This window comes from Paraburkholderia sp. BL6669N2 (assembly GCF_003387275.1).
Lineage (GTDB): Bacteria > Pseudomonadota > Gammaproteobacteria > Burkholderiales > Burkholderiaceae > Paraburkholderia.
In genome coordinates this window covers 4,876,842-4,889,210 of sequence record NZ_QUNA01000001.1, presented here as the reverse complement: position 1 = coordinate 4,889,210, position 12,369 = coordinate 4,876,842, and the positions used below count along the sequence as shown (strand labels likewise).

At 65.2% G+C, this 12,369-nt stretch carries 12 protein-coding genes; 4 read left to right on the top strand and 8 right to left on the bottom strand.

The window, feature by feature from the left end:
- Position 1: 1 nt before the first annotated feature.
- From B0G80_RS22130 to B0G80_RS22115, 4 genes are all read left to right on the top strand, one after another.
- Positions 2-649, top strand: coding sequence for a diacylglycerol kinase (locus B0G80_RS22130; RefSeq protein ID WP_116119829.1), 648 nt, complete (start codon positions 2-4; stop codon positions 647-649).
- Positions 650-852: 203 nt separating this feature from the next.
- Entirely contained in the window at positions 853-1,578 is a 726-nt protein-coding gene (locus B0G80_RS22125) for a TetR/AcrR family transcriptional regulator (protein WP_106306725.1), read from the top strand.
- Between the two features lie 2 nt (positions 1,579-1,580).
- On the top strand, positions 1,581-2,165 hold the full coding sequence (locus B0G80_RS22120; protein ID WP_106280332.1) for a TIGR00730 family Rossman fold protein: 585 nt from the start codon (positions 1,581-1,583) through the stop codon (positions 2,163-2,165).
- Between the two features lie 24 nt (positions 2,166-2,189).
- Positions 2,190-2,936 carry an SDR family oxidoreductase gene (locus B0G80_RS22115; protein WP_116119416.1) on the top strand — a complete coding sequence of 249 codons (747 nt, stop codon included), beginning with the start codon at positions 2,190-2,192 and terminating at the stop codon, positions 2,934-2,936.
- A gap of 160 nt (positions 2,937-3,096) precedes the next feature.
- On the opposite strand, the gene B0G80_RS22110 is transcribed toward B0G80_RS22115, so the two are convergent.
- The 8 genes from B0G80_RS22110 to kdpC all read right to left on the bottom strand — a co-directional run bounded on the left by B0G80_RS22110 (position 3,097) and on the right by kdpC (position 12,366).
- Positions 3,097-3,732 (bottom strand): DUF924 family protein, encoded by a 636-nt coding sequence (locus B0G80_RS22110; RefSeq protein WP_116119415.1) that lies wholly within the window; start codon positions 3,730-3,732, stop codon positions 3,097-3,099.
- A complete protein-coding gene (locus tag B0G80_RS22105; RefSeq protein WP_116119414.1) occupies positions 3,725-4,138 on the bottom strand; it encodes a group II truncated hemoglobin in 414 nt (137 codons plus the stop codon). Before B0G80_RS22105 ends, B0G80_RS22110 begins: the two co-directional genes overlap by 8 nt.
- Positions 4,139-4,165: 27 nt before the next feature.
- The gene (locus B0G80_RS22100; RefSeq protein ID WP_181920000.1) at positions 4,166-6,751 is read right to left on the bottom strand and encodes an ABC transporter permease; all 2,586 of its coding nucleotides are present in this window, start codon (positions 6,749-6,751) and stop codon (positions 4,166-4,168) included.
- Positions 6,748-7,359, bottom strand: coding sequence for a DUF4126 domain-containing protein (locus B0G80_RS22095; protein ID WP_012432348.1), 612 nt, complete (start codon positions 7,357-7,359; stop codon positions 6,748-6,750). The genes B0G80_RS22100 and B0G80_RS22095 overlap by 4 nt, the downstream gene beginning before the upstream one ends.
- A 257-nt stretch (positions 7,360-7,616) precedes the next feature.
- Complete coding sequence (gene sugE, locus B0G80_RS22090; RefSeq protein WP_116119413.1) at positions 7,617-7,937, bottom strand: quaternary ammonium compound efflux SMR transporter SugE; 321 nt, start codon at positions 7,935-7,937, stop codon at positions 7,617-7,619.
- Positions 7,938-8,089: 152 nt separating this feature from the next.
- Positions 8,090-8,788 carry a two-component system response regulator KdpE gene (gene kdpE / locus B0G80_RS22085; protein WP_116119412.1) on the bottom strand — a complete coding sequence of 233 codons (699 nt, stop codon included), beginning with the start codon at positions 8,786-8,788 and terminating at the stop codon, positions 8,090-8,092.
- Complete coding sequence (locus B0G80_RS22080) at positions 8,781-11,615, bottom strand: DUF4118 domain-containing protein (RefSeq protein WP_116119411.1); 2,835 nt, start codon at positions 11,613-11,615, stop codon at positions 8,781-8,783. The genes kdpE and B0G80_RS22080 overlap by 8 nt, the downstream gene beginning before the upstream one ends.
- 172 nt (positions 11,616-11,787) lie before the next feature.
- Positions 11,788-12,366, bottom strand: a complete 579-nt coding sequence (kdpC, locus tag B0G80_RS22075; protein WP_116119410.1) for a potassium-transporting ATPase subunit KdpC — start codon at positions 12,364-12,366, stop codon at positions 11,788-11,790.
- Positions 12,367-12,369: the final 3 nt, after the last annotated feature.

The window sequence follows — 12,369 nt, the reverse complement described above, 5'->3', positions numbered from 1 at the left end:
CATGCGAACCAGATCATCCACCGTGGGGCGCGCGTCGAACGGCGCGCTGCGTGCCGTCGAAACCGGCAACGACAACGACACCGCGAGCATCGAACCGTTCGACGACGTGAGCGAACCAGGCACGCCGAATCATGCAGATCATGCGCATGGTTTGAACGGTGCGAGCATTGCGAACGGCACGCAACAGAACGTCACGCAACACGACCCGCAGAACGAACCGCTCAGTCCCGACGATCCGCTCGCGCCGCTGCCTTTCAATCCCTACAAAGGAAATCGCGGCCTCACCCGCGCCTGGCACGCGATGAAAAATTCGCTCGCCGGCTTTCGCGTCGCGATTCGCGAGGAAAGCGCGTTTCGTCAGGAACTCACGCTCGCCGCGATCCTGATTCCCTGCGGCGTGCTGGTGCCGGTCGAGCCGGTGTCGCGCGTGTTGCTGCTCGGCTCCGTGCTGCTCGTGTTGATCGTCGAGTTGCTGAATTCGAGCGTGGAAGCGGCCATCGACCGGATTTCGCTCGAACGCCACGAACTTTCGCGCCGCGCGAAGGATCTCGGCAGCGCGGCCGTGATGGTCGCGCTGGGCATGTGCCTGATGACGTGGCTGTTGATCGTCGGGCCGCTCGTCGTGCATTGGGTTCAGGCATGGCTGTGAAGCCGCGCCACACACTGTTTTAACGCCGTGGAAGCGGGTTCGAGCGACGCGCGAAATGGTCGCGGGAATGAAAACCCTGACTATCCGTTTGAGATTAGAACGCTCGGTTTATAATCGTCCGATACACCAACCGCGTCCGGGCGGATCACGCGAAGAGCGGCACGCCGCCGTGTGCCCCCCCGGCGTAACCAGGGCCGGACGACATGGAAGCCAAACCTCCCCGCCGCACGCGCGAACGGATTCTCGAACTGTCGCTGAAACTGTTCAACGAAATCGGCGAGCCGAACGTCACGACGACGACGATCGCCGAGGAAATGGAAATCAGTCCAGGCAACCTGTACTACCACTTCCGCAACAAAGACGACATCATCAACAGCATCTTCAGCCAGTTCGAGCAGGAGATCGAAAAGCGTCTGCGTTTCCCCGAAGACCACCGCGCGACCATCGACGAAATGTGGTCGTATCTGCAGTACATGGTCGATTTCACGTGGCGCTACCGTTTCCTGTATCGCGATCTGAACGATCTGCTGGCGCGCAATCGCACGCTCGAAACGCACTTCAAGCAGATCATCAGCCACAAGGTGCGTTTTGCAAGCCAGTTCTGCGAGCAACTCGTGGCCGACGGCGAAATGGTCGTCACGCCGGAAGAGCTTCATGTGATCGCCACCAACGTCGGCGTGATCGGCACGTACTGGCTCTCGTATCAGTTCGTGATGAATCCGCGCAAATACAACGAGCAGGAAGCGATTCGCGCGGAACTGCATCAGGTGAGCGTGCAGATCGTGTCGCTGATGGCGCCTTATCTGCGCGGCCGCTCACGGCAGATTTTCGACGACCTCGTGTCGGGCAAGCTGCCCAAGCGCGAGTTTTACGACTACCTGCCGCCCAAGGAAGGCGCCGCGCCCCGCAACGAACCGAAGGACGTTTGAGCATGAAGTCGGTGTGCGTGTATTGCGGCTCTTCCAACGGAGCCAAACCCTTGTATGCGGAAGCGGCGCGTGCCTTCGGCCGCGCGCTGGTGCAAGCCGATCTTGCACTGGTGTACGGCGGCGGCAAGGTCGGCCTGATGGGCGTGATCGCCGACACGGTGATGGCCGAAGGCGGCCGCGCGATCGGCGTGATTCCCGAGCTGCTGGTCAACAAGGAAGTCGGCCATAACGGCCTGACCGAATTGCATGTGGTGCCCGACATGCATCATCGCAAGAAGATGATGGCCGACCTGTCCGATGCGTTCGTCGCGATGCCGGGCGGTGCGGGCACGCTCGAAGAGCTGTTCGAGGTCTACACGTGGGCGCAACTCGGCTATCACCAGAAGGCGGTGGCAGTGCTGAATATCGACGGCTTCTACGATCCGTTGATCAACATGCTTCAGCACACGGTCGACGAAGGCTTCATGCGCCAGACCTATTTCGACATCCTGCAGATCGATGCCGATCCTGTCGCCTTGATCGGCAAGCTGCAACGCTATCAACCGCCCGTCGCCGACAAGTGGGCGATCAAGCGCGACGCGGTCTGACTGTCCCTTAACGTCGAGGTTGCGATGACGAAAGCCGTTCTGATCACCGGTGGCAGCCGCGGCATTGGCCGCGCGACGGCGCGTTTGCTGGGTGCGCGCGGCTGGTCCGTCGGCGTGAATTACGCGCGCAATCTCGCTGCCGCGCAGGACACCGCCGCCGAAGTCGATCGCGCAGGCGGCCAGGCGTTGACGATTGCGGGCGACGTCGCGAATGAAGCCGACGTGCTCGCAATGTTCGACGCGCTTGAGCAGAGGTTCGGCCGAATCGACGCGCTCGTCAACAACGCAGGCATTGTCGCGCCGTCCAGCCAGCTCGCCGATATGGACGTCGCGCGCCTGAAACGCATGTTCGACGTCAACGTGCTCGGCGCGTATCTATGCGCGCGCGAAGCCGCGCGGCGCATGTCGACGGATCGCGGCGGCGCGGGCGGCGTGATCGTCAACGTGTCGTCGGCGGCTTCGCGTCTCGGTTCACCGAACGAATACGTCGACTACGCCGGCTCGAAAGGCGCCGTCGACACAATGACGCTCGGCCTCGCCAAGGAACTCGGCCCGCGCGGCGTGCGCGTGAACGCGGTGCGCCCCGGCCTGATCGACACCGAGATTCATGCGAGCGGCGGCAAACCCGAACGCGCCGCGCAGCTCGGCGCGACCACGCCGCTGGGCCGTCCCGGCACGGCTGATGAAGTGGCCGAGACCATCGTCTGGTTGTTGAGCGATGCCGCCTCGTATGTGACGGGCGCGCTGCTCGACGTGTCCGGCGGACGCTAGGCGCCCGCCCGCTTCCCCTTTTCCCGTTATAACCGGCCGCATGCATGCACGAGCACCCGCTTTGCCTTTCGCGAGTGACGCGAACGAACTGGCGTGATTTGCGTGCTTACCCCAAGGGCCGCGAGAGCGGTGATCGACGAATAGTACCGGCGCCGCGCGCCTAGAACGATGAACCGGGAGTACCCAGAAAGGCGATTTCCTCAGCCGTCGAGGTACGCCCGAGCGTCGCATTGCGATGCGGAAAGCGCCCGAAACGCTCGACGATTTCCGCGTGCCGCACCGCGAACCGGTAGTACGATTTGCCACCCGGCTCCGCTTCCAGTTGCCTGAAAAGACGCAGCGACTCGCGCTGGCCTTCGAGCGTTTCATCGTGCTCGAACGGCAGATAGGCGAACGCGCGATGGTGCACGGTGGGCAACTCGCGGTCGGCGCCACTGGCGACGATTTGCCGCGCGACGGGCAATGCCTTCTGATCGGCCGCAAACGCGCGCGCTGTGCCGCGATGACAATTGCGCGAGAACTGATCCAGCACGATGACAAGCGCCAGCGCGCCGAGTGGCGTTTGCGTCCAGCTATCGAGCGCGGACTCACGCGCCGCGTCGATCAGCGCACCGAAGCGCTCGCGCAGCATCGCGTCGAAAGCCGAATCGCGTGAAAACCAGATTTTGCGCTCGGTGCCGTATTCCGGCGCGCCCGGTACGCCGAACCAGCAGTCGAGGACCTCGCGCGCTTCCTGAGGCAAGTCAGCGTAGTCCGGCGATGCCGCGCCGGATGCCGAGCCCGACACGTTAGCCATTCCGGTTGCGCATCCAGTCGGCCGTTTCGAAGAACGAGCCCAGAAGCCGTTCCCTCAGCGGCTCGCTGAGACCGACGTCTTCCATCGCCCACGCCATGCATCTGAGCCACTGATCGCGCTCGCTCGACGCGATTGCGAACGGCAGATGCCGCGCGCGCAAACGCGGGTGCCCAAAGCGGCTAATGTAGTGATCGGGTCCGCCTAACCAGCCGCACAGGAACCAGAAGAACTTGTCGCGCGAACCGTCGAGCGATTTGGGATGCAGCGCGCGGATGCCGGCGAAGTCCGCTTCGAGATCCATCAGGTCGTAAAAGCGGTCGACCAGTTCGCGCACACGCGCTTCGCCGCCCACCAGTTCGAAGGCCGTCGGCTGGGCCGCGGACACTTCGTCGTTCAAATCACTCATACCTGCTCACTAACCGATAAGAAAAAATCACGCGTCCCGCAGCGATTGCAGCGCGGGCCGCGCCAGCACATGCCGCAGGCTCAGCCAGCCGCCCACGCCGGCGCACGCGATGCCGGCGGCAACGCCCGCCGGCAACACCCAGGGATTGAAGCTCAGATAAAACTCGAACACCCGCGTCGCCAGCACGTAACCGATGGCCTGCGCACCGGCCGCCGCCATCAAGCCCGCCAGCGCGCCCACCGCGACGAATTCGGCGATCTGCACCGCCCGCACCTGTCGATGCGAGGCGCCCAGCGCACGCAGCAGCGCGGATTCTCGCATACGCTCATCGCGCGTGCCGGCGAGCGCCGCGTACAGCACGAGCACGCCCGCCGCGAGCGTGAACGCGAACAGGAATTGCACCGCGCCGATCACCTGCTGCAACACGCGCTGCACCTGCGCGAGAATCGGGCCGGTGTCGATGGCCGTGAGGTTCGGATAGGCGGCGATCAGGCCGTCGACCGTCGACTGTTTTTCCTGCGGCAAATGGAAGCTCGTGATGAATGTCGCGGGGAAATCCTGCAATGCCGCGGGTGGCATCAGCACGAAAAAGTTGACCTTGAACGAACCCCAGTCGAGCTTGCGCACACTCGTGACCGGCGCGTCGATCTGCAAGCCGGTCACGTCGAAACGCAGCATGTCGCCGGGCTTCACGTTGATCAGTTTGGCGAGGCCCTGCTCGATCGAAATCTGCGGCGTTTTCGTGTCGCCGTACCAGGTGCCGGCGGCGAGGCGGTTGTCGTCGGGCAGCTCGGTGGTGTACGACAGATTGAATTCGCGATCCACCAGACGTTTGGCGTCGTCGCCCTTGAATGAATCGGGGTTGACCGGCTTGCCGTTGATCGCCGTGAGCCGTCCGCGCACCATCGGCGCGAGCACCGTGCCGGGCACGCCCTGCGTGTTCAGATACTGCGTGACGGCGTCGCGCTGATCAGGCTGGATGTCGATGATGAATTCGTTCGGCGCATCGGGCGGCGTCGATTTGCGCCAGCCGGCCACGAGATCGTTGCGCGTCATCGCGATCAGTAACAGGCACATCAGCCCGATGCCGAGCGCGGTGATCTGCAATGCGCTGGCACTGCTGCGCCGTTCGAGCGACGCCAGCGCATAACGCCAGCCGATGCTCGCATTCACACGCTCGCTGCGCACGACCCGCGCCGCACCCCACAACGCCAGCCGCGCGATGCATGCAAACACCAGCATCCCGCCCGCGAAACCGCCCGCGACGATTCCGCCGAGCTTCAACTCGCCCGCCGCAATGATCAGCAGCGCGGCGAATAGCGCGATGCCGAGCGCGTAAGCCGCCCACGCCGTGCGCCCTGCTTCGCCCCACTCGCGGCGCAGCACGCGCACTGGCGGCACGCGCGTGAGCGGCAACAGAGGCGGCAATGCAAAGCCGAGCAGCAGCACGAGACCGGCCGCGATGCCTTCGAGCGCCGGCCATGCCGTCGGATAGGGGAGCGCGACATCGATCAGACTGCCGAGCCACGTGAGCAGTGCGAGATGCCCCAGAAAACCGAGCGCCACACCCAGCGCGCCGCCGATCAACCCGAGCCCGACGAATTCCAGCGTAAAGAGCGCACGCAAAGTCGACTGGCTGACGCCGAGGCAACGCATCGCCGCGCAGCCGTCCAGATGACGGCGCATATACCTGTGCGCGGCCATCGCAATCGCCACGGCCGCCAGCAACGCGGTGAGCAGCGAGACGAGCGTGAGGAAGTGGCTCGCGCGGTCGAGCGTCTGGCGCACTTGCGGCTGACCGTCCTGCAACGATTCGAGCGCGACGCCGCGCATCTTGCCGCCGTCCACGCGCTCATGCGCAAACTGCGCGAAACGCTTGACGGACTCGTCCGCGCCCGCGACCAGCAGGCGGTACGTTACGCGGCTGCCGTAGGTGACGAGACCGGTGGACGGCACGTCGTCGGCGCGCAGCATCAGGCGCGGCGAGAAATTGACGAACGAAAAACCGCGGTCGAGTTCGCGCGTGATCACCGCGCCGATCGTGAAGTTGCGGCCGCCGACTTTCACGCTATCGCCAACATGCACCTTCAACGCGTCGAGCAGCGCCTGATCGACCCACACGACACCCGGCGGCGGAATCGAGCGCGCAGGATGGTCCGCCGCGCCCGGCGCCGACGCAATGCGCAACGCGCCGCGCAGCGGATAACCCGGCGACACCGCCTTGATGGCGGCGAGCCGCGAGACCGGCTGCGCGCCGGTCGAATTGATCATGCTGGGAAAGATCGCCGTGCTGGCGGTATTCAGGCCGAGCGCCTTCGCTTGCCCGGCGAATTGCGGATCGACTGGATGATCGGCCCGCACGATGAAGTCGGCGGCAATCATGCGCCGCGCGTCGCGCTCGAGCCCCTGGTGCAAGCGGTCAGCCAGAAAGCCGACGCTCGACAGCGCCGCGACGGCCAGCACCAGCGCCAGCAGAAGCATCGTCAACTCGCCCGCGCGCCAGTCGCGCGACGTCATGCGAATGGACTGGCGCACCAGATCCATGCCACCGAACCGGCGCGTCGTCGTCGGTAACGCTCTACGCGCGGCGGAACCCCGTACCGTATCGCTCAATCGTGCCTGCTCCTGGCGAAGCGCGACACCATGTGCGTCGCCATACCGCGAAAACCGCCCTGCACCCCGCGCCAGAGACGCGGCAACGCCCAGCCGGCCAGCATCAGGAAACCGATCATCAGCACCAGAAACACCAGCGGCACGAACAGCGCGAGCAGCATGCCGCCGAACACGAGCCCGTCTTCAGCGGTGGAGGTCACCACATTGGACACCGGTTCCGGCGACAGATTGATCAATGCGCGCGTGCCGGCCTTGGCGAGGTGCGCCGTGCCGGCGAGCGTGCCGCCCGCGAGCGCGGCCACGGTCAGCAGCGCCGGATCGGCATGGCCGAGCGCGCCGGCGGCCAGCACAGCGCCCGCCGGAATACGAATGAAGGTATGGACCGCGTCCCACAGCGAATCGAACGCGGGGATTTTGTCGGCGAGGAATTCGGTGACCGTGAGCACGCCCGCCACGCCGATGACCCACGGCGAGGACAGCGCGGACAGCGTATCGGGGAGATGGACGAGGCCGAGACGGGCGAACACGCCGGCCAGCAGAACTGTCAGATAGAGGCGCAGGCCGCTGCCCCATGAGAGCCCCGCCGCGAGCGAAAGTGATTCAAGCATGGCCGCCTCCAGGCGCGCTGTGCGTGCCGGGCGTTTCGACGGGCCACAAATGGGGCCGCGCATCGAAGTCGTCAGACCCGCGCCAAGCCGGTCGCGCCAAATGGGCCGCGGACAATTTCAGGTTGGATTCGATCTCATTATAGCCACGTTAATTCGCAGAACGCAGAGCGGCGAATAAATGGGCGGCTTTAATGGAGGTGCGGGCCGGGCGCAGACAGATGGCTAACGACGCCCGGCGGCGGTTTGAAGTGCGAGACTCAGTGCCCGGAAGACAGCTTCAGGCCGATCAATCCGATCACGATCAGCGCCGCGCTGGCGACTCGCGCGACGCTCAGCGCCTCGCCCATCATCACGATGCCGAAGATGAACGCGCCGACCGCGCCAATCCCCGTCCATACCGCGTACGCGGTGCCGAGCGGCAACTGACGCATGGCCATGGCGAGCAGCACAAAGCTGCCGAGCGCCGTCACGATCGTGAACACGGACGGCCAGAGCCGGGTGAAACCTTCGGAGGTTTTGAGACCGGCCGCCCACGCGACTTCGAGCAAACCGGCAATCAACAGAAGAATCCAGGACATGAGACAGCTCCATGGTCAGATGGGGCCGTCCCCGTTTGTGAAACCGCAAGGTCGTCCTTACGATCTGTAATTATACCAACATCGCCCGAGGCCGCCGGCGGCCGCTCGCTGCCGGGACACGCGTGCCGCCGTGGCAAATTGTCGCCACATGCTCAAACCGCGCCCACCAGCCGGTATCCGACACCCGTCTCCGTGACGATGTGTTCCGGCTGCGCCGGGTCGCGCTCCAGCTTGCCGCGCAGATGCGCCATATAGATGCGCAAATAGTGATGGCTCTCGACATGCGACGGCCCCCACACGTCGCGCAGCAACTGGCGATGCGTCAGCACCCGGCCGGCGTGGCGCACGAGCGTCGCCAGCAGCCGGTATTCGATCGGCGTCAGATGGACCGCCGCGCCATCGCGGCTCACCTGCCGCAAGGCCAGATCGACCATGACCGTGCCGAAGCGCACCTGCGGCGTCTCGTTCGCGCCGCCCTGATTGCGCCGCCGCATGTGCGCGCGAATCCGCGCCAGCAACTCGGACACGCCGAACGGCTTGGTGAGATAGTCGTCCGCGCCGGCGTCGAGCGCGGCGACTTTCTCGCTTTCCTGGGTGCGCGCCGACAGCACGATCACCGGCAGCTCGCTCCAGCCGCGCAGTTCGCGGATCACGTCCAGACCGTCGGTGTCGGGCAGGCCGAGATCGACGATCACCAGATCCGGCTTGCGCGTCGCGGCTTCGACGAGACCCTGCTTGCCGGTTTCGGCATCGTGCACGACGATGCCCTCGCCTTCCAGCGCGGTTCGCACGAAGCGGCGAATCTGCTTTTCGTCTTCAATCAGGACGACGGTGATGCTCGGGTCACTCATGACTAGGCTTGGAAAGCGAATTAAGAGTTGAATCGCTGCCGGTGTCGGCGTGGGTCAAGGAATCGGCGCCTTCGTTTTCCAATGCATCGGGTGCGTCGGGCGGTGTGTCCACCGGCAGCGTGAACCAGAAGCGCGCGCCCTCGACACGGCCGTCCGCCGCAACGCGATTGAGCGCGCCGATTGTACCGCCGTGCGCTTCCACGATCGCGCGGCAGATTGCGAGTCCCAGGCCGATGCCCGGCTTGGCCGACTCCTTCTCGCCACGGGTGAATTTCTCGAACACGCGCGCTTCCATGCCGGCGGGCAGGCCCGGGCCGCTATCGTCGACGCTCACGCGCACGAACGACTTGCCGTCCGCGTCGAGACGCTGCGCGCCGATCGTCAGCGGCGTGGCCGGCGCGGTGTATTTGGCGGCGTTCTCGAACAGGTTGGAGAAGAGGCGCTCCATCAGCACGGCGTCGAGGTGCAAGAGCGGCAGATCCGCGGGCAGTTTCACCTGCACCGGATGATCCGCCAGCACGCGTTTGCACGCGCGCAGCGCGGCGCCTACCGTCTCTTCCAGCAGCGTCCATTGCTGGTTCAGTTGCAGACTGCCCGCCTGCAACCGCGCCATGTCGAGCAGATTCGTCACGATGCCGGTCATGCGCAGCGCTTCCTCGTGAATCGCTTCGACCAACTCGCGGTTGGGCCGCGCCTCGGGCGCTTGCTCCAGCATCGACGAAAAGCCGACGATGGTCGTCAACGGTGTGCGCAGATCGTGCGAGATCGCCGACAACAATGAGTTGCGCAAGCGCTCCGACTCCATGCTGACGAGCGCATCGCGGGCGATATCGACGTAATGCACCCGCTCCAGCGCTAGCGCGATCTGTGCGGCGAAGGCGTCGAGCATGCGCTGCTGCTCGGGCACGTCGAGCTCGCCGTCGTCGCGCATCACCACAGCGAGCACGCCGCGCGTGCGCATCGGAGCCTTGAGCGGCAGGTAGAGCGCGGCGGCGGCCGGCAGCGTGTCGGTGCCGTGGCCGGCCGGCTTCTGCTGATCGTAGACCCATTGGCCGACATCGCTATCGAGCATGTCGCCTTCGAGCGTGATCGCCGCGTCGGGATCCTCGATCTTCTGCTTCACCTGATCGGCGCTGTCCGGCAACAGAATCGCCACGCGCGCGCCGAACACCTCGCTCACATGCCGGCTGCCGATACCGACGATCTGTTCCATGGTCAGCGCCGCAGCCAGTTCGCGCGCCATCGCGTACATCGCGCCGGTGCGCTGCTCGCGGCGCCGCGCCACGCTCGCCTCGCGGCGCAGGCTCGAGGTGAGATGGCTGATCACCAGCGAGGTCAGCAGCATGCCGAAGAAGGTCAGCAGATATTGCGTATCGGAGACCGACAGCGACATGCGCGGCGGCACGAAGAAGAAATCGAACGCGGCCACGCTCATGAACGACAGCAGCACGCCTGGCCCGCGCCCCAGTTTCACCGCCGCGAAGATCACGCCGAGCAGATACAGCATGACGAGATTGGTCAGATCGATATGGTCGATCAACTGGCTCGCCAGCAGCGTGATGGCCGCGCAGATCAACAGCGCGAAGCCATAGGCGCGCGGCGGCGAGCGGCGCTCGCGCGCCGCGCTCAGCGCCTCGCGCCATGCGTTCGCCGTGGTGTTCAACAGATGCCGATGCTCGCCGCCGTCGCGCTCGGACGAGGCGCGAATCAACGTGAGATCGAGATCGCCCGCGTTTTCGGCGATCCGTTCGCCGAGCGGACGACGCAGCCAGCGCCTCAAGCCCGTGCGTGCCGACGCGCCGGCCACCAGCTTCGACACGTTGCGCGCCTGCGCATAGCCGATCAACGCGACAGCCGCGTCGGCGGCCGCGAGCGTTGCGGTTTCGGCGCCGAGTTCCGCGGCGAGCTTCAACGCATTGAGCGTGCGTTCGCGGCGCGCATCCGGCAGACGCTGCAAGGCCGGCGTTTCCACATAGACGGCGATCCAGTCGGCCTTCAGGCTGGCCGCGAGGCGCGCCGCCGCGCGCACCAGCATCGGCGCTTCCGGGCCGGGGCCGACGCACACCAGCAAGCGCTCGCGCGCCTGCCAGATGCGCTGAATCGAACGGTCAGCGCGGTACTCGTGCATTTGCGCATCGACGCGATCCGCGGTACGGCGCAACGCCAGCTCGCGCAGCGCGATCAGATTGCCTTTGCGAAAGAAGTTGCGCACCGCGCGCTCGGCCTGCTGCGGCATATACACCTTGCCGTCACGCATGCGGTCGAGCAATTCCTCGGCGGGCAAATCGACCAGTGTGACTTCGTCGGCACGGTCGAACACGCGGTCCGGCACCGTCTCCCAGACCCGAATGCCGGTGATCTGGCCGACCACGTCGTTCAGACTTTCGAGGTGCTGGACATTGACCGTCGTATAGACGTCGATGCCCGCGTCGAGCAGTTCATACACGTCCTGCCAGCGCTTCAGATGCCGCGCGCCCTGCACGTTCGAATGCGCGAGTTCGTCGACGAGAATCAGCGCCGGCTTGCGGGCCAGCGCGGCGTCGAGATCGAACTCGTTGAGCTTGCGGCCGCGATATTCGATATGCGCGAGCGGCAGCACGTCGAGACCGTCGAGCAGCGCCGCGGTTTCAGTGCGGCCATGCGTTTCAGCGATGCCGACCACCACGTCCGCGCCTTCGTCATGACGGCGGCGCGCGGCCTGCAACATCGCATAGGTTTTGCCGACGCCCGCCGACGCGCCGAAAAAAATCTTCAGCCGGCCTCGCTGACGTTTTTCTTCGTCGCGTTGCAGCTTGTCGAGCAACTCATCGGGATCGGGGCGGTTCATGCTCAATGGTTTTCATCGTTGGACGAGCGTCGGTGTATGCATGGTGGCACGGCGTCGGCGCGGCCGCAAATAACGGGCGCTGTCGCATCTATTGCGTCACGCCGTCAAAAGGTAAAGGCGGAGTCGCGCGGACGCCGCCTTTGTGAAGCGAAGCGCTGTTGCGTTACGTCGATCAACCGTGCTTCATCTCGTCCAGCGCCAGGTTCAGTTGCAGCACGTTCACGCGCGGCTCACCGAGAATACCGAACTGACGGCCGCTCGTATAACGATCCACCAGCGCCTGCACGTCGTTCGCTGCGAGCTTGCGTGCCTTGGCGACGCGTTCGATCTGATAAGCCGCCGCGGCAGGGCTGATCTCCGGGTCGAGACCGCTGCCCGACGACGTCACCAGATCGACCGGCACCGGCTTCGACATATCGGTGCCGGCGGCTTTCAACGCGTCGAGGCGGCCTTTTATTTCGTCGAGCAACGCCGGATTGGTCGGACCGAGGTTCGAGCCGCCTGAACCCTGCGCGTTGTACGGCATCGGACTGGTGGCCGACAGGCGGCCCCAGAAGTATTGCGGCGCATCGAACTGCTGGCCGATCAGCTTCGAGCCGACCACCTTGCCGTCCTGTTCGAGCAGGCTGCCGTTGGCCTGATCGTGGAAGGCCGCCTGACCGACCGCGGTCATCACGGCGGGATAAGCAAGGCCGGTGACGGCGGCGAGCACCGCGAAGATCACGATCAACGGACGCAACAGATTTTTCATGAT

Coding starts and splice junctions, on each gene's coding strand:
- B0G80_RS22130 (WP_116119829.1), top strand. CDS start 2: ATGCGAACCAGATCATCCACCGTGGGGCGCGCGTCGAACGGCGCGCTG.
- B0G80_RS22125 (WP_106306725.1), top strand. CDS start 853: ATGGAAGCCAAACCTCCCCGCCGCACGCGCGAACGGATTCTCGAACTG.
- B0G80_RS22120 (WP_106280332.1), top strand. CDS start 1,581: ATGAAGTCGGTGTGCGTGTATTGCGGCTCTTCCAACGGAGCCAAACCC.
- B0G80_RS22115 (WP_116119416.1), top strand. CDS start 2,190: ATGACGAAAGCCGTTCTGATCACCGGTGGCAGCCGCGGCATTGGCCGC.
- B0G80_RS22110 (WP_116119415.1), bottom strand. CDS start 3,732: ATGGCTAACGTGTCGGGCTCGGCATCCGGCGCGGCATCGCCGGACTAC.
- B0G80_RS22105 (WP_116119414.1), bottom strand. CDS start 4,138: ATGAGTGATTTGAACGACGAAGTGTCCGCGGCCCAGCCGACGGCCTTC.
- B0G80_RS22095 (WP_012432348.1), bottom strand. CDS start 7,359: ATGCTTGAATCACTTTCGCTCGCGGCGGGGCTCTCATGGGGCAGCGGC.
- sugE (WP_116119413.1), bottom strand. CDS start 7,937: ATGTCCTGGATTCTTCTGTTGATTGCCGGTTTGCTCGAAGTCGCGTGG.
- kdpE (WP_116119412.1), bottom strand. CDS start 8,788: ATGAGTGACCCGAGCATCACCGTCGTCCTGATTGAAGACGAAAAGCAG.
- B0G80_RS22080 (WP_116119411.1), bottom strand. CDS start 11,615: ATGAACCGCCCCGATCCCGATGAGTTGCTCGACAAGCTGCAACGCGAC.
- kdpC (WP_116119410.1), bottom strand. CDS start 12,366: ATGAAAAATCTGTTGCGTCCGTTGATCGTGATCTTCGCGGTGCTCGCC.